Origin of the sequence: Candidatus Filomicrobium marinum (genome assembly GCF_000981545.1) — a bacterium.
GTDB classification, from domain to species: Bacteria; Pseudomonadota; Alphaproteobacteria; order Rhizobiales; family Hyphomicrobiaceae; genus Filomicrobium; species Filomicrobium insigne.
Window position 1 is genome coordinate 2475149 of the sequence record NZ_LN829119.1, and the last position, 17350, is coordinate 2492498.

Annotated in this window: 17 protein-coding genes; 6 read left to right on the plus strand and 11 right to left on the minus strand. The window is 57.1% G+C overall.

Annotated features, from left to right (window positions below; genetic code table 11):
• Positions 1–25: 25 nt before the first annotated feature.
• Positions 26–2776, minus strand: coding sequence for an excinuclease ABC subunit UvrB (gene uvrB, locus YBN1229_RS11625; protein WP_046479161.1), 2751 nt, complete (start codon positions 2774–2776; stop codon positions 26–28).
• Positions 2777–2986: 210 nt separating this feature from the next.
• Between uvrB and YBN1229_RS11630 the strand changes: the two genes are divergently transcribed.
• Complete coding sequence (locus YBN1229_RS11630) at positions 2987–3703, plus strand: SDR family oxidoreductase (protein ID WP_046479160.1); 717 nt, start codon at positions 2987–2989, stop codon at positions 3701–3703.
• A gap of 108 nt (positions 3704–3811) precedes the next feature.
• On the opposite strand, the gene YBN1229_RS11635 is transcribed toward YBN1229_RS11630, so the two are convergent.
• From YBN1229_RS11635 to YBN1229_RS11645, 3 genes are all read right to left on the minus strand, one after another.
• The gene (locus YBN1229_RS11635; protein WP_076605417.1) at positions 3812–3991 is read right to left on the minus strand and encodes a hypothetical protein; all 180 of its coding nucleotides are present in this window, start codon (positions 3989–3991) and stop codon (positions 3812–3814) included.
• Positions 3992–4164: 173 nt separating this feature from the next.
• Complete coding sequence (locus YBN1229_RS11640) at positions 4165–4707, minus strand: hypothetical protein (RefSeq protein WP_046479158.1); 543 nt, start codon at positions 4705–4707, stop codon at positions 4165–4167.
• Between the two features lie 90 nt (positions 4708–4797).
• Complete coding sequence (locus YBN1229_RS11645) at positions 4798–5130, minus strand: hypothetical protein (RefSeq protein WP_046479157.1); 333 nt, start codon at positions 5128–5130, stop codon at positions 4798–4800.
• A 426-nt stretch (positions 5131–5556) separates the two neighbouring features.
• Here YBN1229_RS11645 and YBN1229_RS11650 point away from each other — a divergent pair, with 426 nt between their 5' ends.
• Complete coding sequence (locus tag YBN1229_RS11650; protein WP_046479156.1) at positions 5557–6759, plus strand: pyridoxal phosphate-dependent aminotransferase; 1203 nt, start codon at positions 5557–5559, stop codon at positions 6757–6759.
• A 73-nt stretch (positions 6760–6832) separates the two neighbouring features.
• On the opposite strand, the gene YBN1229_RS11655 is transcribed toward YBN1229_RS11650, so the two are convergent.
• Both YBN1229_RS11655 and YBN1229_RS11660 read right to left on the minus strand, forming a co-directional pair.
• Positions 6833–7486, minus strand: coding sequence for a polymer-forming cytoskeletal protein (locus YBN1229_RS11655; protein WP_046479155.1), 654 nt, complete (start codon positions 7484–7486; stop codon positions 6833–6835).
• 126 nt (positions 7487–7612) lie between these two features.
• Entirely contained in the window at positions 7613–8050 is a 438-nt protein-coding gene (locus YBN1229_RS11660; RefSeq protein WP_046479154.1) for a c-type cytochrome, read from the minus strand.
• Positions 8051–8177: 127 nt separating this feature from the next.
• Between YBN1229_RS11660 and YBN1229_RS11665 the strand changes: the two genes are divergently transcribed.
• A complete protein-coding gene (locus YBN1229_RS11665; RefSeq protein ID WP_160298706.1) occupies positions 8178–9098 on the plus strand; it encodes an alpha/beta fold hydrolase in 921 nt (306 codons plus the stop codon).
• Here YBN1229_RS11665 and YBN1229_RS11670 read toward each other — a convergent pair.
• Positions 9076–9387 carry a hypothetical protein gene (locus YBN1229_RS11670; RefSeq protein WP_152025019.1) on the minus strand — a complete coding sequence of 104 codons (312 nt, stop codon included), beginning with the start codon at positions 9385–9387 and terminating at the stop codon, positions 9076–9078. The two genes, YBN1229_RS11665 and YBN1229_RS11670, sit on opposite strands and share 23 nt — an antisense overlap.
• Before the next feature lie 444 nt (positions 9388–9831).
• Between YBN1229_RS11670 and YBN1229_RS11675 the strand changes: the two genes are divergently transcribed.
• Positions 9832–11898, plus strand: a complete 2067-nt coding sequence (locus tag YBN1229_RS11675) for an elongation factor G (RefSeq protein WP_046479151.1) — start codon at positions 9832–9834, stop codon at positions 11896–11898.
• 64 nt (positions 11899–11962) lie between these two features.
• Here YBN1229_RS11675 and msrA read toward each other — a convergent pair whose 3' ends face one another.
• The 3 genes from msrA to sfsA all read right to left on the minus strand — a co-directional run bounded on the left by msrA (position 11963) and on the right by sfsA (position 14138).
• Complete coding sequence (msrA, locus tag YBN1229_RS11680) at positions 11963–12628, minus strand: peptide-methionine (S)-S-oxide reductase MsrA (RefSeq protein ID WP_046479150.1); 666 nt, start codon at positions 12626–12628, stop codon at positions 11963–11965.
• Between the two features lie 93 nt (positions 12629–12721).
• Positions 12722–13234, minus strand: coding sequence for a peptide-methionine (R)-S-oxide reductase MsrB (msrB, locus tag YBN1229_RS11685; protein ID WP_082101114.1), 513 nt, complete (start codon positions 13232–13234; stop codon positions 12722–12724).
• A gap of 190 nt (positions 13235–13424) precedes the next feature.
• Positions 13425–14138 (minus strand): DNA/RNA nuclease SfsA, encoded by a 714-nt coding sequence (gene sfsA / locus YBN1229_RS11690; protein ID WP_046479148.1) that lies wholly within the window; start codon positions 14136–14138, stop codon positions 13425–13427.
• A 156-nt stretch (positions 14139–14294) separates the two neighbouring features.
• Between sfsA and YBN1229_RS11695 the strand changes: the two genes are divergently transcribed.
• Together YBN1229_RS11695 and YBN1229_RS11700 are read left to right on the plus strand one after the other, a co-directional pair.
• A complete protein-coding gene (locus YBN1229_RS11695; protein WP_046479147.1) occupies positions 14295–15086 on the plus strand; it encodes a competence/damage-inducible protein A in 792 nt (263 codons plus the stop codon).
• A 202-nt stretch (positions 15087–15288) separates the two neighbouring features.
• Entirely contained in the window at positions 15289–16539 is a 1251-nt protein-coding gene (locus tag YBN1229_RS11700; RefSeq protein ID WP_052743891.1) for a septal ring lytic transglycosylase RlpA family protein, read from the plus strand.
• 87 nt (positions 16540–16626) lie between these two features.
• Here YBN1229_RS11700 and YBN1229_RS11705 read toward each other — a convergent pair whose 3' ends face one another.
• A complete protein-coding gene (locus YBN1229_RS11705; RefSeq protein WP_139165335.1) occupies positions 16627–17265 on the minus strand; it encodes a hypothetical protein in 639 nt (212 codons plus the stop codon).
• Between the last annotated feature and the right edge of the window lie 85 nt (positions 17266–17350).

The following is a 17350-nucleotide window of genomic DNA, read 5'->3' on the forward strand; positions in this document are numbered from 1 at the left end:
GGTTTACAGGGAGGCAGCTGAAGCGTTACGCGCCAGGCCGCCCGGTCTTCCTCGGTCGGCCGCGCCGTTGTTTCTTTTCAGACGGATCATCAAATTCCGTCGTCTTCACAGGCTTCACGGGTTTCGTTTTTCCAGTTGGCACGGAGAGCATAGCGTGAGGGCCCATCTCGTCGAGAGTCGGCTTGTGCGCCCCCGAAATGCGCTCTCCGAACGCACCAGCTTTTGTCCGTGGCTCAACTTTGGCATCGCGGCGTGGTACGGGCATGTCCGTACCCGGACCCATGTCGTCAAGGGAGGGTTTGCGGATGCGGCTTTTTTCGGTGGCAGGAAGATTGGCTTTTGCACCATATTTGCGGTCGCCCTCATAGCGTCCGGCCCGGTCCTCCACCTGGGCTTGCCGCGCCAGCGGGTCGTCGGCAATAGCAAGTTCGGTATCGCGCAACCGCTTAATCTCATCACGTAGTCGCGCGGCTTCCTCGAATTCCAGATCTGCAGCTGCCGTACGCATACGCGCTTCCATGTCCTCGATAACGCGCGCAAGATTGTGTCCGTGGGCGACCGGTGCATCGGCCAGCCCGGTATCAACTGTGACGTGATCCTGTTCGTACACTGAGGCCAGAACGTCCGCGATGTTCTTTCTGACGCTTTGCGGTGTGATGCCATGCTCAGCGTTGTAGGCGAGCTGTTTTTCCCGGCGCCGATTCGTCTCTGCGATCGCCCGGTCCATCGAGCCCGTCACATGATCGGCATAGAGGATCACGCGTCCGTCGACATTACGCGCCGCACGGCCGATTGTCTGAATGAGTGAAGTTTCTGAGCGTAGGAAACCTTCCTTGTCAGCATCGAGAATAGCAACGAGCGCGCATTCGGGGATGTCGAGGCCCTCGCGCAGCAGGTTGATGCCGATCAGCACGTCAAATGCACCAAGACGCAAATCGCGAATAATCTCGATCCGCTCCAAAGTGTCGATGTCCGAGTGCATGTAGCGCACGCGGACTCCCGCTTCGTGCATGTATTCGGTGAGGTCCTCGGCCATGCGCTTTGTCAGCGTCGTGACCAACGCACGGTAGCCTTTCTGGGAAATCTGGCGCACTTCATCGAGAAGATCGTCCACCTGTGACTTCGCGGGCCGCACATCGATGGGCGGGTCGATCAGCCCTGTCGGCCGGATAACCTGTTCCGCAAATACGCCGCCAGACTGTTCCAATTCCCAACCGCCGGGAGTTGCCGAAACCGACACGGTCTGCGGACGCATGGCATTCCATTCCTCGAAACGGAGAGGGCGGTTATCCATACAAGACGGCAAGCGGAAACCGTACTCGGCCAGCGTTGCTTTACGTCGGAAGTCGCCGCGGAACATGCCGCCGATCTGCGGGATCGTTACGTGGCTTTCGTCAACGAAGACAAGGGCATTGTCCGGAAGGTATTCGAACAGCGTCGGTGGTGGATCGCCAGGGCGGCGGCCCGTCAGATAGCGGGAATAGTTCTCAATGCCGGCGCAGGAACCCGTCGCCTCCATCATCTCCATATCGAACAGCGTACGCTGTTCGATGCGCTGGGCTTCGAGATATTTGCCGGCGGCATGCAACTCGTCGAGCCGTCCTTTCAATTCGGACTTAATGGCTTTGATCGCCTGCTGGAGAGTCGGGCGGGGAGTCACGTAGTGTGAGTTCGCGTAGACCTTCACGAGTTCAAGGTCGTCGGATTTGGTCCCAGTAAGAGGATCAAACTCGGTAATAGACTCAATCTCGTCGCCGAACATAGAGATGCGCCAGGCGCGATCCTCCAAGTGAGCCGGAAAGAGTTCGATGGTGTCGCCGCGTACGCGGAACGTGCCGCGCTGAAAGGCAGTGTCATTGCGCTTGTAGTGCAAGGCGACCAAATCTGCGAGCAACTGATCTCGAGAGAGCTGTTCCCCGACCTTTATGGCAAAGGTCATCGCCGTATACGTCTCGACCGAACCGATACCGTAAATGCAAGACACCGATGCAACGATGATAACGTCATCGCGTTCGAGCAGCGCACGCGTTGCGGCGTGCCGCATCCGGTCGATCTGTTCGTTGATCGAGCTTTCCTTCTCGATATACGTGTCGGTGCGGGGGACGTAGGCCTCCGGCTGATAGTAGTCATAGTACGAGACGAAGTACTCGACGGCATTGTCTGGGAAGAACGATTTGAACTCGCCATAGAGCTGCGCCGCGAGAGTTTTGTTCGGCGCCAGGATTAAAGCGGGCCGTTGCGTTCGCGCGATGACCTGAGCCATCGTGAACGTCTTGCCCGAGCCGGTAACGCCCAGCAGAACCTGGTCGCGCTCGTGGGCATCTATCCCGGCCACCAAATCTGTGATCGCCTGTGGCTGATCGCCTTTCGGTTCGTATTCCGAGACGATCTCAAAACGGATGCCGCCTTCGCTTTTCTCCGGCCGCGGCGGACGATGCGGCACGAAGTCGATTTCGGATCCTGCGACGATCGGATGCGCGGCCATCATCGGTTGCTGCTTCAGCAGTTCCCGTGCACTTGCTGAGCGCTCATGCGGCTTGGCAAGCAAGGCGTCTAGATAAGCCGTTAAACTGCCTGTTCCGCTCGTGGGCTGCAGCGCCTGAGCCCTCAAGGCCGGGAGCACACCGCTATCAAATGGAGCCTGCGGAGCTTCGCCGAGCCCAGGCGTGCGCGCGGCCGTCTCGGAAGGCGGAGGTGTCGGTTTTCCGGATTTGCTACGTGCGGCACGCGGCTTCTTCGGTTTGACCGATGAGGGATTCTTGGAAGTTGGCGACATGCCCGCAATATGGCGCGTCCGGTGTCGCGAGCAAAGGGCCTAGATGACAGTGAGTTGCCACGCTCCCCGTTCGAGCAAGCGATAATGCCAAAAGCAGATGCAACCTGTTAAGCCCGTGCAAAAAATTCGCGACCTACACTTCCTGCAAGGAGACCGTCCGTCTAAGGTCTTCGTGTTGAAAGAATTTTTAGGCGAGCTAGGAGGCCTGAAATGGCAGAAACGCGCGTCGCGCTTGTCACCGGGGCAAACCGGGGCATCGGCCTTGAGATCGTCCGTCAGTTGGGACGATTGGGCGTGATGCCGATCATTGCTTCGCGTGAACTCGACAAGGGCAAGCGGGCCGCTGAGCAGCTCGCGAGTGAAGGCCTGGAGCCGGCAGTCGTTCAACTCGATGTTGACGACCCTCAGAGCATCGCTACGGGTGTGGCGAATGCCAAGGATCTGTTTGGCCGGATCGATATTCTGGTGAACAACGCTGGTATCTTGATAGATGGACCGAGTTCAGGGGCTCCCACTGTCGAGAATGTTCCGCTCTCGATCGTGCAGCAGACCTTCACCACCAACATCTTTGGACCGTTGCTGATGATCCAGGCCGTTCTGCCGACGATGAAGGAGATTGGGTACGGGCGGATCGTCAACCTTTCCTCAGGGCTTGGTCAACTCTCCGAAATGGGCGGCGGCTATCCTGCTTACCGTATGTCGAAGGCCGCCCTGAACACGCTGACCCGGACATTGGCAAGCGATCTTGGCCATGGCGACATAAAGGTCAATGCGATGTGCCCCGGATGGGTGAAGACCGATATGGGCGGCCCAGAAGCGACGAGATCACCTGAAGAGGGCGCAGAGACGGCAGTCTGGCTTGCAACGCTGGACGACAGCGGACCAACAGGTGGGTTCTTCCGCGACAAGAAGCAGATTGCTTGGTGAGGGACCCAACAGTCGAATTGGTATCACAATGCGGCGGCCCTTAAGCGGGCCTTCGCTACAAAGTTTGATCTTTCACATGAAGGCTTGAGAACCTGAGACGCACCTCGTTTAGAGGCCGCGAACAAGGTTGCCTACCATCAGCACGAGATACGCCGTCATCGCCAGCCAGTACTCCTGATGAGGTAGGTATCGGGGAACCGCGACAAACCCCATCTTCGTTATCAGGGCCAGCACGGCCAGGATGAACGAAATCAAAAAGATGACGACGGTTGGGGGATTGAGCCGCATGAACAACTCCAGCCTGGATGGAAATATTTGCGCGGCTGGAGATTGGCACGGGCAGACCACCGCCGTCCATCGCGCGAGCATACCTCGCCATAGCCTTAGAGAGAGCGCTATGGCAATCCCGCAACGCTACAAGGAGAGGTCTGCGAAGCAGGATCTGTCAGGAGGCAGAGTGTTTAAAGGGAATGTGGCGAAGCGAGCTTGTCCCCAAACACGTTGGCATCGTCGCGATCAATCACAAACCGAATGATCTGACCTTTGCTGCTGCCTTTTTCACGAGCAGTGACCAAAATCATTCGATCGTTGGAACCGCCGTGGAGGACACGCGTCAGGCCCTCTACAGGCAGTTCCGTGATGGCGACAATCTCGAAAACACGACGGCCACTGTTGCCGGAGAGTGAGATTTCGTCCCCGACCGCAACGGACCCGGACCAGGAAGCCGGGCGTACGTGGTCGCTAAGACCTGCGCCAGGAGACGAACTGCCAAGCCAGAAATCTTCGCCAGCCGCGAACGGCAGCGAAGCCAGGGAAAGCCCACCGGTTTTGGAGGTTCCGGTCGGGCTCGGTGCTGAATAAGAATCAAAAGCGGTTACGAACTGCGCTTTCAGCATCGTCTCACTGGTCGAGAAAAATAGGAGGCCAGTGGCAAGTAGAGCCGAAAACGCCCCCAAGCCAATGGCCACGGGCCTGCTTGTAAAGCGCGCATTCGCATCTCGCATGTGCGTCTACTCCTGCTTCTATTGCTCACTGAGCCCTAAATATAGGGGCAACTTGGCCGGAGTCTAAGGCCCCGGCCATTCGCTAAGCTGTTATCTGAGCCGACGGCGATGTATCCGAACCGGTGCGTGCTGACGCCTGAGGTATCGCAGAAACGTCAGATTAAACGCAAAGATCCCGGAAAATATGGCCGCGAGCATCCACATAGCGGTGCGCTGGTCGACAAACAGAAGCAGGCTGGAAGCCTTTGACTGCGTGACCGGTAAGGCCACCTTAACCACTTCCGCAGCTTTGGCCGCCGCTTGCGCCTGATCAGGAACCTTCCCGATTTCCGAGGCATTGGCACTAATTGCGATGAGATCGCTGAATTGTGGAACGGCGGGGCCCGGTTCGGCCCCCACAAGACTGACGATAAGGCAAAACAACCCGAGACCGACGGCAATATCCGCCCCAATCCGGGCAAAGTGCTTCGGAATTCCCGCAAATTTCTTCAGAAGCGCCTCCTATCACTGCGCACGAGCATAGCCGAGTTCAGCGTTATGAGAACGCAATTTGAGCGGAGGCTGAGCCAAGATTGTGGCCGAGCCATATACAGCGGTGGAGGAGTAACGGACTCTTCGCTGATGTTGTCGCTGCGCATCAGATGGGGGTTGGAGGCGAAGAGCCGCGCGAATAGTCCAAAAGACCAATGGGAAGGGCAAGATGTTTGCTTGCCCCATAAGCAAACCGACATTAGCCTGCGCGCCGCCAGAAAGCGCCCTACATAGAGCAGCTGTTCGGCGGCAGCGTGCGGATGATCCCCGCTGCCGGCCAGTTAATCACGCCTACATTTGAAAGAAAGGCTTAGTCTGATGGGCTTCATTGCCGATAGCCTCAACCGCATCCAGCCCTCCGCCACGATCGCCGTCGCAACAAAGGCGCGTCAGCTCAAGGCCGAGGGACGGGATATCATCTCGCTTTCGGCAGGCGAACCGGACTTCGATACACCTGAAAATATCAAGCAAGCCGCTGTCAAAGCGCTCGCTGAAGGTAAAACAAAATATACTGACGTCGATGGCATTCCCGAACTCAAGCAGGCCATCATCGCGAAATTTAAGCGCGACAACAAACTCGACTACAAGCCGAGCCAGATCTCAGTGGGGACGGGCGGTAAGCAGGTTCTCTATAACGCCCTTCTAGCGACGTTGAATCCGGGTGACGAAGTTGTGATTCCAGCGCCATGCTGGGTGTCTTACGCGGATATCGTCATGCTCGCGGGCGGCAAGCCTGTCTTCGTACCAACCAAGATGGAGCATGGTTTCCGGCTGCAGCCAGAGGTTCTTGAGGCCGCGATCACACCCAAGACCAAGTGGTTCTTGTTCAACTCGCCTTCCAATCCGACTGGCGCGGCGTATTCGGCAGCAGACATCAAGAAGCTCACCGATGTTCTGATGCGGCATGACCATGTTTGGGTGCTTACGGACGATATGTACGAGCACTTGATCTATGACGGTAATGTGTTCGCGACGCCGGCTGAGGTGGAGCCGGGGCTTTTTGACCGGACATTGACGATGAACGGCCTCTCGAAAGCTTACGCTATGACGGGCTGGCGTTTGGGCTATGCCGGCGGCCCTGAGCCGCTGATCAACGCCATGCGCAAACTTCAATCGCAGTCGACGTCGAACCCATGCTCCATCACGCAATGGGCCGGTGTCGAAGCGTTGAACGGGCCCCAGGACTTCATCGCAGAGAACAACAAGATCTTTGTTGAGCGCCGGGACCTCGTCGTATCGATGCTCAATCAGGCAACCGGTATTTCGTGCTTCAAGCCGGAGGGGGCATTCTACGTTTATCCGTCCTGCGCCGGCCTCATCGGCAAGACGACATCCAACGGCAAGAAGATCGAGACCGACGAGGACTTCGTGACGTCTCTGTTGGAAGCCGAGGGTGTCGCCTGCGTCCATGGTGCGGCGTTTGAGGGATCTCCTGCTTTCCGCATCTCTTACGCCACGTCGACTGAGGCGCTGCAGGATGCTTGCGAACGGATTCAACGCTTCTGCGCGAACCTGAAGTAAGAATAAAAGAAATGCCGGAGCACCACGTCGGGGCTCCGGCATTTTTAAAAGAACGCCTGATATGAGAACATTATCAGGCGGCTATGACGGCGACTGTTACCGTCTTGGCTGCACCTGACGTTGCGCCCGCGCTATCCGAAACGATGACATCAAAACTCGCGGTTTCCGCGGCGTTGCCATCGTGCGCGAACATCACATGGCCGTTCTCGAGATCTGCTTGCGTGAATGTCTCCACGGGAACGCGTTGGCCATGGTTCAACGCGACGAAGCCGTTGATCGGATTTGAAACCAAAAAGCTGAGGTTGTGCGCACTGTCGTCCGGATCGACCGCAGTCAGATCCATGGTCGTGATCCTCACGGTGCGACCGCGCCGCACGACGAGGTCAAGATCGCCGGAAATTTCCGGCGGCACGTTGCGAAGATCAGCTGAGAGTTCCGCACCCGACGCCAGTGAAATGCGGCCGTACTGCACTTGCCCGTTCACGGAGCCAGTAGCCCCGATCCCGATTAGATGTTTGACCGCGACGTTTCCCTGAAGCGTACCGTTGATTTCTGCGTTATCGACCCTGATCGTTCCGAAAACTCGACCGCCAGGATGTATGATCAGGCGCTCGGCGGCGACTTCGCCTTCAACATAGCCATGAACTTCAAGCAGCTTGCAGTGCGCGATCCGGCCCTTAAGGACTGTATCGTCGCTAATAATGGCAACGCCTTGAGATTGGGTCACGGTGATTGCTTCCCTGCTACGATGAACTATGCATTCGCCAAATTTTTTCCGCCGCGAGCGCCGGATCGTATCGACCTATCGGGCACACCCTAAAGAAGTGTTGTGACCGATAGTGCGACGACCGTCTCAGTCATCCTTGCGGTATTTTTTATGGCAACCGCTGCAATTGCCCATAACCTTTGGCCACTCGTCCATGAAAACAAATTCGTCGGTTATGCTGGCTTGCCCCGCCTTTGCGGTCTCGGCCAGCTTGCCAAAGCGACCGACGAAGTCTTCCTTGTTCTCCCAAATAACCGGTAGAGCTTCTGTTTTTTCGCCCGTCTTGGAGTCCTCAGGAAACATATTGCGGAGAACGGCTGCTTTTTCAGCCATCGTCGCCAGCGCTTTGTCGATGGCCGCTTGTTCGTAGGGTCGCTCCCCCTTCATCATCGCGATCGTCGGCTTTGCAGCGTCGGACATGGCCTTGAACGCCGATTGGCGTGCCTTGATGATATCGTGGTTTTGAGCCGCAGCGACGCCTACACCAACGGTGATCGCGAACACGGCAACGGACAAACGCAGCATAAGGAACTCCCCGTCGGACCAGCGGGCCGAAAAACCCGATTAAACCTGCATTTCGGTGGCTAAACGGTCAATCAGACAATCCCAAGGCACCAACAAATATTAAGGTCCGCGTCAAATGGATCCGGGCATGGTCAAAGAGGATACGGACTTTTCAATCCCTCTTTCCGACGGAAGGCAATTCGGCCTGCGTTGGTACGGCGCGTCAAACGGGCAGCCCGTGCTTGCCCTGCACGGCACGCCCGGGTCGCGGTTGAAATTCCGTCTCGCGAGTAAAGCGGCCAACGAGCTAGGTCTAAAGCTCTACTGTCCCGATCGTTGGGGGTACGGGCTCACCGCCAAACCTCTCCTACAGCCTTCCCTCGCAGAGTTCGCCAATGACATCTGCGAGGTCACAAACCGCTTGGGTCTCGCGCGTTTCTCAATCGTCGGCATTTCGGGAGGTGGACCGTTCGCAGCTACGGTTGCTGCCGCGTTGGGTGCGCGCGTTGACAAACTCGCTCTGATCGGCCCGGTCGGACCAATCCTGCCGCGGCCGTTCCATGGGCCCATTGGGCCATTTCACAGGTTCGCTTTTACTGCGTGGCCTAGAATGCCCGGCGGAATGCGGCTTACGTTCGCGACGTTTCGCATGCTCCTGTCCGCCAGCCAAGACTTGGCCATTACTACGGTGGCTGCAAGAGCAGGTTACGCTGACAGACAGATCCTTCGCCAACGCGAGAATAAGAAAGCCATCGCCGAAATTATGCGCGCGGGCCTCCTTCGCAGCGTTGAAGGGCCTGTCATCGATATGATGTTGTTTGGCCGAAATTGGAATGTCGACTTATCCACGGTGACGGCCGAAACACATTTGTGGCTCGGTCTTGAAGACCACAATATTCCTCTAGGTCCCGCCCGCCGCCTAGCGTCGGCAATACCCAACGCAAAGCTCACCGAAATCGTCGGGGCAGGGCATTTCTGGATTATGGAAAATTACCGAGAGGTATTTGATTGGCTCGCGACAGATCTCGATGAAGACGTAACGCGCTTCAGGCTACGGCACGACCACTGAGCCAGCCGAGCCAATAATGGCGCCAACGCTCATACGTGTCGGTTGCTTTCGGAGCAACCGGTACGAGTGCGCGTCCAGCGGGTATCGGGTAAATTGCACGCGGACGCGGCGCTGGAAGAGCAGCCACTTCCCGTTCCAAAACCGGGACATAAGTATAAACAGGGCGTTGTGGCTCGTCGTCCCGCCCGATCTCGCTAAGAGATTTAGAACTGGACTTTAGAAGGTCCTCGGACGACGCCATGGCAAAACCGGCGGCGTGCGCGGCGGACATAAGGGATTTTATTCCCATCGATCTCTCCTCGCCGTGTTCTGCCTCACCCAACGCGCGACCCGCTTCGTTCGTTGCGGCGGGTCTACCGATTCCTACCAACCAATGTTGAAAATATCATGTGCATAGGTGCTCAGGGTCAAGATCTTTTTGGTTTATTTTTAGTGTTGCGGCGCAGCGAGAAAAGTAATTTGCACTGCAATACAATAGTCGCCGCCGGCAGAGAGCTAATGGTCTGCCTTAAGCTATGAGTCTATGCGGTTGAAAAATATAAATAATACGTGAAAAACAGCAGCTTAGCTGCTCCCTGCGAGTACATTGCTGACAACTGATGCTTGCGTCGTTGCGGAGACGGCGCGAACATGCTCGTGGCCGCGCTCCTTCCAGGCGCGGGGTGCGGCAGCGCACTCGCATGCCTGGGCACGTCCTCAGATTAGGGGACAACAACCAGATCGGGAGGAGCACATGGACCAATCCAACGGCTCTGAAACGGGCGGCAGACGAGGTAACGGCACGCGCTGTGTTGCGATTGTCGGACCTTATCTCTGCGGTAAGACGACATTGCTAGAAGCAATTTTAGCCCGCACAGGCGCTGTGCCGCGTCAACGCAAAACTTCAGATCCCAACAGCATCGGTGACGCTAGCCCGGAGGCACGGGCGCACGGCATGAGTGTGTCAGCCAACATTGCAGACACGACATACCTTGATGATCAGTTCACGTTTATAGATTGCCCCGGCTCAATTGAATTCCAACACGAGTCTTCATTGGCTCTGACGATCTGCGATGCCGCGATCGTCGTGTGCGAGCCGGATACTAAGCGACTGCCGGCCCTACAACTTATCCTCAAGCAACTGGATGATCGGGGAATTCCCCATTTCCTGTTTTTGAACAAGATCGACAGCTTCATGACTCCGGTTCGCGACATCATCCCAATGTTGCAACCTGCAAGCGTGAAGCCGCTTGTGCTGCGTCAGATCCCGATCTGGGAAAATGGCGTAGCCACGGGGTTCGTCGATCTCGCATCCGAACGTGCGTATGTTTATCGCGAACAAGATACGTCTGAGATTATCGAACTTCCGACCGGACTGAAGGACCGCGAGTCCGAAGCACGCTACCAGATGCTCGAGCAGCTCGCCGATTACGACGACGAACTCTTGGAGCAACTTCTCTCGGATGTGGAGCCTTCGCGTGACAGGGTTTTTGATGACCTTTCCGAAGATTTGCGGAAGGGCGTTATCTGTCCTGTGTTGTTGGGAAGTGCCGAGCACGGCAATGGCATCAACAGGTTGCTCAAAGCTCTCCGCCATGAGGTGCCTGCTGTAGCGAAGACCGCCCAACGGCTTGGCGTTGCCGACACCGACTCTGCAGCCTTTATATTCAAGACGGTTCATTCCCCGCACGGTGGCAAGATGTCGGTTGCTCGGGTGCTGACCGGGAGCTTGACTGACGGCGCCGTGTTACGAGGGGCGCAAGGTCAGGAAGAGCGCATATCCGGCCTGTTCAGATTAATGGGTGAAGACACTACGAAGTGCGACGCAGCAGCAGCTGGCGATACTGTCGGGCTGGGACGAGTCGACGGATTGGCGACGGGAGAAACGGTAACAACCAGCAAGACGCCGGTCGTCCAGATCGAAGCTCCCGAACCACCCCAACCTGTCTATGGCACGGGGCTGGGTCTCAAAGATTGCAAGGATGAGGTCAAATTGACCACCGCACTCGGCAAGCTGATGGAGGAAGATCCTTCCCTGCAGGTCGAGCACTCGCGGGATACAAATCAGATCGTTCTGTTAGGTCAGGGAGAAATGCACTTGAGGGTCGCGCTCGAACGCCTTGAGCGCAAATTCTCCGTGGCCGTCGACCGCATCAAACGCCAGATTGCTTACAAGGAAACGGTGCGTAAACCCACGGAGATCAGGGGAAGACACAAAAAGCAATCTGGCGGACACGGACAGTTCGGTGATGTCGTGATTGAAATTAGTCCACAACCGCGTGGCACCGGATTTTCGTTCAACGAAAAGATCACCGGAGGCGCTGTTCCCAAGCAGTTCATTCCGTCTGTCGAAATCGGTGTGAAGGATTTCATGCAACGCGGGCCGCTCGGCTTTCCCGTGGTCGACATCTCGGTGACGCTGAAGGATGGATCGTATCACTCCGTGGATTCATCGGACATGGCATTTCGACAAGCTGCGCGGCTCGCCATGGCTGACGGCATGCCCAAGTGTTCGCCTGTCTTGCTTGAGCCCATTATGGCTGTGTCGATCGCCGTCCCGTCTGAGGCCACCGCGAAAGTCAACGGTATGATCCCACAACGACGGGGGCAGATTTTAGGATATGACGCAAGACCAGGCTGGCCCGGTTGGGATGTTCTCGAAGCGCACATCCCGGCAGCTGAGATGGAAGATCTGATTATTGAGTTGCGGTCGGCCACCGCTGGCGTCGGGTCATACTCGGCGCGATTTGATCATCTGGCCGAACTGACCGGCAAACTGGCCGATCACGCGATCACGGATCAGATGCACGCAACAGCGTGACACACAAAATTTCGAGGGCCGGACGATGATTGACGCGCCGGCCCTTTTTTATTCGTGCTTTGGCTCAATGAGTCGCACCGCTGCCCCAAAGCTGCTTGATGCGTGCATCCCGGCCGCAACTGTAGCGATAGTAGCGATACTTCAGCGGGTTCTTCTCATAATAGTCCTGATGATAGTCCTCGGCGGGCGTGAAGGTGCTCGCAGCGACAATCTGAACGGCAATCGGTTTTGAAAAGCGACCGCTCTTTTCCAGTTCGGCCTTGCCCGCTTCGGCAAGCTGCCGTTGCTCCGGCGTGTGAACGAAGATGACGGGTTTGTATTGATCGCCGCGATCGCAAAACTGCCCGCCGCCATCGACGACATCGGTATGCCGCCAGTAGTAATCGAGTAGCGTCTTGTAGGAGACCTGGGACGGATCATATGTCACCTGCAAGACTTCGACGTAGCCGGTGCCACCGGCCGAGACACTTTCGTATGTGGGGTTGGGCGTCTTGCCACCCATATATCCGGAAATGGTCGACACAACGCCTTTGACCTTGTCAAAATCGGCTTCAGTACACCAGAAGCAGCCTGAACCGAACGTTGCGACGTCAAGCTTCGCATTTTTCGATACGGAGCCCTCGGTCTTGGCATGCGATGGCGCCTGAGCTCCGAGCCCGACTACACCTGCGGCAAGGGCAGCAATAACCAAGCCTGAAATGCTAAACCAAAATCCGCGGCTCATACGCATCGATAAATCTCCGAAAAGGCGATGCAATCTAGAAAAATTAGAGCAGTGGCCGGAGCCGACGATCCGGCCAACACAAAATCTTTTCCGAGACAGTTACGGCTTCTCACCCCCTTCAGGGACGAACTTCATCGCGACGCCGTTCATGCAATAACGCAGGCCCGTCGGCTCTGGGCCGTCATCAAATACGTGTCCGAGGTGCCCGCCGCATCGGCTGCAATGGACTTCGGTGCGAACCATGAAAAACTTGTGGTCCGTAGAGGTGCCGATGGCGCCCTCAATCGGTTTCCAGAAACTGGGCCATCCGGTGCGGCTGTCAAACTTGGTGTCAGAGCTGAACACCGGCTGATCGCAACCTGCGCACAAATAGGTACCTGCATCGTAGTTCTTGTCGAAGGGGTGAGAGCGTGCGCGCTCCGTGCCATGCTGGCGCAGCACGCGAAACTGCTCGGGGGTGAGCTGGGCACGCCACTCTTCCGGCGTTTTCGTTATTGGAAATGTCGTTGTCATAGAGTTCTCCGCTGCACCTTCTCGGTTGGACGCCAACGTAAACACGGCGGCGGTAACGGTACTCAATCCGGCTATACTAAATGTACGGCGGCTTAGCATCGCGTGTCCTCCCTGATCCGCAGGAGCGGAGTGGGTTCGTGGGGCCCTTCCGTGGGCATATCGATTGGTGTCCGTAACTTGGGGGCATAACACCGTATTTGTCAGGTCACCCCCACATCAAATCAATGTGCGCAAAGGCAAGACAACAGCCAATCTCGCGCGCTGGATGAAAACGCATGAGACGCAAAAGCTAAACGATAACAGGGACCGCATCCGTCACGCGTATCTCTTCGCTGGATAGATCACATTTGTAAGCCAGTGCTTCGACACCACGGCTAACAGCACGCGCTAACCCGTTCGCATAAGCTGGATCAATATCCGCGGCCATACGAACTTGGCGAGCATCACTGCGCTGGATCAGATAAAGCATCACCGCGCGGTGCCCAACCTCAGCCATGTCGCCGAGCTCCTCAAGATGTTTGAGGCCACGTTGCGTGACTGAATCGGGGAATTCCGCCAGACCGCGTTCGCGCATCAAGTGCACGTTCTTGACTTCGACATAAGCCCGGCCTTTCGCTGGATCCTCCAGCAGGAGGTCAATGCGACTCGCCTTCCCGTAGGCCTGCTCCCGCTTGAGGCTCTCATATCCACCAAGCGCTTCAAGCTGACCATCACCGATCGCGTCGGCAACAAGCTTGTTCGGATGGCTTGTGTTGATCCCAACAAGAACCGGACCAAAGCCGAGATCGTTCTCAACCAGCTCCCATGTGTACCGGTATTTCCGTTTCGGGTTGTCATTAGTTGACAGCCAGATGTACGTGCCAGGGGCGGACAAGCCAAGCATGGCGCCGGTGTTGGGACAGCTTGCCGTAATGAGTTCCCCGCTATCAAGTTCGACATCAGCAAGAAAGCGTTTGTAACGCTTGATGAGGCGTCCGCGGACAAGAGGGTTCGGAAATCGCATGGAGTGTTAGCCTGGTGAGGTTTGACGACGAACGGGCAGCCCTATCACAGCGCTGGAGAAATTGCCTGCTTCTGCCGGAACGCAATTTCCGGCAATGTGCCCTCGCCCGCGGCGGGAAATTGAAGCAGGGGGCAAGACGACGAGAGTGTGAATGAGATGACCAAAACACAGGCTAATCCGGATCAGGCTACGGCGAAGGATGAGGTAACGGCAGCAGTGCTCGTCATCGGCGACGAGATCCTATCGGGGCGCACGAAAGACCGGAACATAGGTTACCTCGCCGATCATCTGACCCGTTCCGGAATTAGATTGTGTGAGGTGCGTGTCGTCGCGGATGAGGAGGAAGCTATCGTTGCCGCGGTCAACGCACTGCGCGCCGCATACACGTACGTCTTCACAACGGGTGGGATTGGTCCGACGCATGACGACATCACTGCCTCGGCCATCGCCAAAGCGTTCGGCGTCCCGATTGATGTGGACGAGCGCGCGCTGGCATTGATGCGGCCTTATTACGAGCGCCGTGGTTTGGAATTGACGCCGTCGCGTTTGCGCATGGCCCGTATTCCCGAAGGGGCCCGTCTTATCCGCAACAGCATTTCCATCGCCCCCGGCTTCCAGCTGGACAACGTCACGGTGATGGCCGGGGTCCCTGAGATCATGCAGGTGATGCTCGACGACGCCCTGCAGTATCTTCGGACGGGAGCCAGGATGCTGTCCGAAAGCATCGTCGTCGCCGCACCGGAAGGCGACATCGCCGACATGTTCGCCGCGCATCAAGCCGAATTCCCCGATGTGGCGATGGGCAGCTACCCAAAGTTCGTTGCAGACGGCCTCAGGTGCGAACTGGTACTGCGGTCGATCGACGCAGAAGAGCTTGAAAAGGCGATGATTTCGCTGCGTCAGAAACTCGCAGATTCTGGAATTTCATTTTCCAAAACAGAAAGTTAAAGGACATGCCCACGGACGGCTCCGTAGCGAGCGCAATATGCACCGTTAACCATAATTCATTATAACAACTCGATTGTGCCAACAACTCCTGCTCGTGTCCCCCGCCGTTAACTCCGATTCAGGCGCGGGCGGGGGTTCTGACTGAAACCCCCGTGTCTGCATCGCAATAAGACGAAGACTGTTGATACGAGGGGTACCTTAAATGCGTACAAGCTTTTTAGCGGACGATAGCGTGTGCTCGCCGTCCCGCGCGTATCTGATTGCCGCGACGGGACTGATGATTGCTCTCGCAGCTATCTTTGCTGGGCTTGCTGTCACAGAGGTAGAAGCGAAGACGCCCGGCTCAACTTACTGCTTTTATAAAAAGTGCCACCGCGTGAAGAGCCTCAATGAAACAAAGGCTCTTGTCGGAGAGGACGTCACGCTCGCGGCTTCTCACTACAATGACTGCCGTTTTGATCGGTACAATCCATGTGGGCTGACATCATCGGGTGAGAGATTCCATCCAGATCGCGCGGACAACGCTGCGAGTCCCATCTATCCGGATGGCACCGTCCTTTTGGTTTGGAATGAAGTCACGCAGGATGCTGCGGTGATCCGCATAAACAACGCTGGCCCCTATTGGGGAAACCGGAAGCTGGACGTCTCTATTGCAACCGCCGAAAAGCTCGGGTTCCGCAACCGCGGGGTGGCGACGCTTAAGACCCGCATTCTTCAAGCCCCGGACAAGCGTGAAGCGACATACAGGAAGCATCGGCGCTATCGGCCTGTGCCCGGTTACATTGGCAAGCACGAAAACGTTGAGGATGCTGAGCGTGCCGCCGTTGCGGCCATGGCTGTCAGCGCAATCGCCGCCAGCATGATCGCGCCATCCTCTGGCGCGATGGCTATGGCGACGCAGGCGGAAACAAACGAGGAAGCAGATGCGCGTATGGAACGCGCGCGGCGCGCGAAACCGATCCGCGAGGCGCTGCACCGGATCGAGGAACTGCCGGTACGCGCTGTCACAATACCGTCGCCGCCGGCCAGCGCTCTAACGGACGCTTGGGTCCAACCCGTTGAGCCGGCTGCAAGGGCGGCGGAGCTGCGGAAGGACATGGCATCGAAGACGGGCCGAGCATCTGCGGTGGCGGTAGAAGCCGTTGCACAGCCTGCTTTCGGCAATCCCAAAGATAGGCCCGCGAGCGTCCAAGCAGGGCTCCGGGGACGGATAATAGCGGCACACACGCGTTCAAGCACCACGCCTGTTATGGTGATCAGAACGAAGGAAGTAGGGGCCGCACGATCCGATTCCTGGAAGTATTTGCTTTACGAGTATCTTAAAATCGAAGCGAAAGACGGGAGCTGGGGCCGCTTGAGCCAATGGGATGAGGACCGGCGTTCGCCGACACCACAGCGGCCACGTTACGCAGTGGCCGTCCCCAAAATTGCACGCCTCGCCGCTTTTGCATGAGGACGACAAAAGATTTAGCCCGGCAGACAAACTGTCGGGCTAAACACGTGACATGAAGGGCTAACTTTATTGGGGTCGATTGCGCGATTAAGCGGCCGAATCTGCCCGGACTGACGGCTCATCGCCTGGCAACACGGAGAAGCTACCATCCGGTGATGAGTCCGATGCGAATTCTGGCTCATCGGGATAGAGCTCGAACTGTGCATCAAGAGCTTCGATGAACTCCGAGATGAGGTCGAGCACGACCCCGAGAGGAATGCGGCTCGCCACGAGGAAATCGTCATTCACAGTAAGCGGTGCGTAATCGGCAAGGCCCGGCGCGTCTGCTGCAATGAGACCGCGAGACCGCAAATACGCGATCGTCCCGTCACCCGTATCGAAGTCGAGCGCAGCCGTGTCGCCAATGACCTTCAAAGCTTCATAAAGGTCCCGCGTTCCGGAAACGAACAGCTGAGCCAGAGGTCTGAAGTGAGGCGCAGCATCGGCGAGATCTGCTACATGCTCGCGCGCTTTGACCACCCGCGTCACCAGCGCCATTTCATAGGTCATCACGCGTGAGAGCGTCCAGCGCTGTACTCCGACTATCGCCGGATCACAACACTCGCCTGGCTGCCACGACTGAGCCGCAGCAATGAGATCCTCGCCCGCAGCCAAAGCCGCATCCAAATGGTCGGCCACCAGATAGACGCATGGCGGGATTTGCTCGTTTCGTTTCAATCTGCTCATAAGGTCAACCTGTCCCCTCGGGAATCCCAGTGTAAAGGGATTCCCGAGGGCTGTGGACACCATGTGGTGAAACCTGTGTATTGGT

Bases quoted from the DNA above. Each gene is read 5' to 3' on its own strand.
- msrB (WP_082101114.1), bottom strand. From the start codon at position 13,234: ATGCTAAGCCGCCGTACATTTAGTATAGCCGGATTGAGTACCGTTACC.
- uvrB (WP_046479161.1), bottom strand. From the start codon at position 2,776: ATGTCGCCAACTTCCAAGAATCCCTCATCGGTCAAACCGAAGAAGCCG.
- YBN1229_RS11635 (WP_076605417.1), bottom strand. From the start codon at position 3,991: ATGCGGCTCAATCCCCCAACCGTCGTCATCTTTTTGATTTCGTTCATC.
- YBN1229_RS11630 (WP_046479160.1), top strand. From the start codon at position 2,987: ATGGCAGAAACGCGCGTCGCGCTTGTCACCGGGGCAAACCGGGGCATC.
- YBN1229_RS11675 (WP_046479151.1), top strand. From the start codon at position 9,832: ATGGACCAATCCAACGGCTCTGAAACGGGCGGCAGACGAGGTAACGGC.
- YBN1229_RS11665 (WP_160298706.1), top strand. From the start codon at position 8,178: ATGGTCAAAGAGGATACGGACTTTTCAATCCCTCTTTCCGACGGAAGG.
- YBN1229_RS11705 (WP_139165335.1), bottom strand. From the start codon at position 17,265: ATGAGCAGATTGAAACGAAACGAGCAAATCCCGCCATGCGTCTATCTG.
- sfsA (WP_046479148.1), bottom strand. From the start codon at position 14,138: ATGCGATTTCCGAACCCTCTTGTCCGCGGACGCCTCATCAAGCGTTAC.
- YBN1229_RS11650 (WP_046479156.1), top strand. From the start codon at position 5,557: ATGGGCTTCATTGCCGATAGCCTCAACCGCATCCAGCCCTCCGCCACG.
- msrA (WP_046479150.1), bottom strand. From the start codon at position 12,628: ATGCGTATGAGCCGCGGATTTTGGTTTAGCATTTCAGGCTTGGTTATT.
- YBN1229_RS11695 (WP_046479147.1), top strand. From the start codon at position 14,295: ATGACCAAAACACAGGCTAATCCGGATCAGGCTACGGCGAAGGATGAG.
- YBN1229_RS11700 (WP_052743891.1), top strand. From the start codon at position 15,289: ATGCGTACAAGCTTTTTAGCGGACGATAGCGTGTGCTCGCCGTCCCGC.
- YBN1229_RS11670 (WP_152025019.1), bottom strand. From the start codon at position 9,387: ATGGGAATAAAATCCCTTATGTCCGCCGCGCACGCCGCCGGTTTTGCC.
- YBN1229_RS11640 (WP_046479158.1), bottom strand. From the start codon at position 4,707: ATGCGAGATGCGAATGCGCGCTTTACAAGCAGGCCCGTGGCCATTGGC.
- YBN1229_RS11660 (WP_046479154.1), bottom strand. From the start codon at position 8,050: ATGCTGCGTTTGTCCGTTGCCGTGTTCGCGATCACCGTTGGTGTAGGC.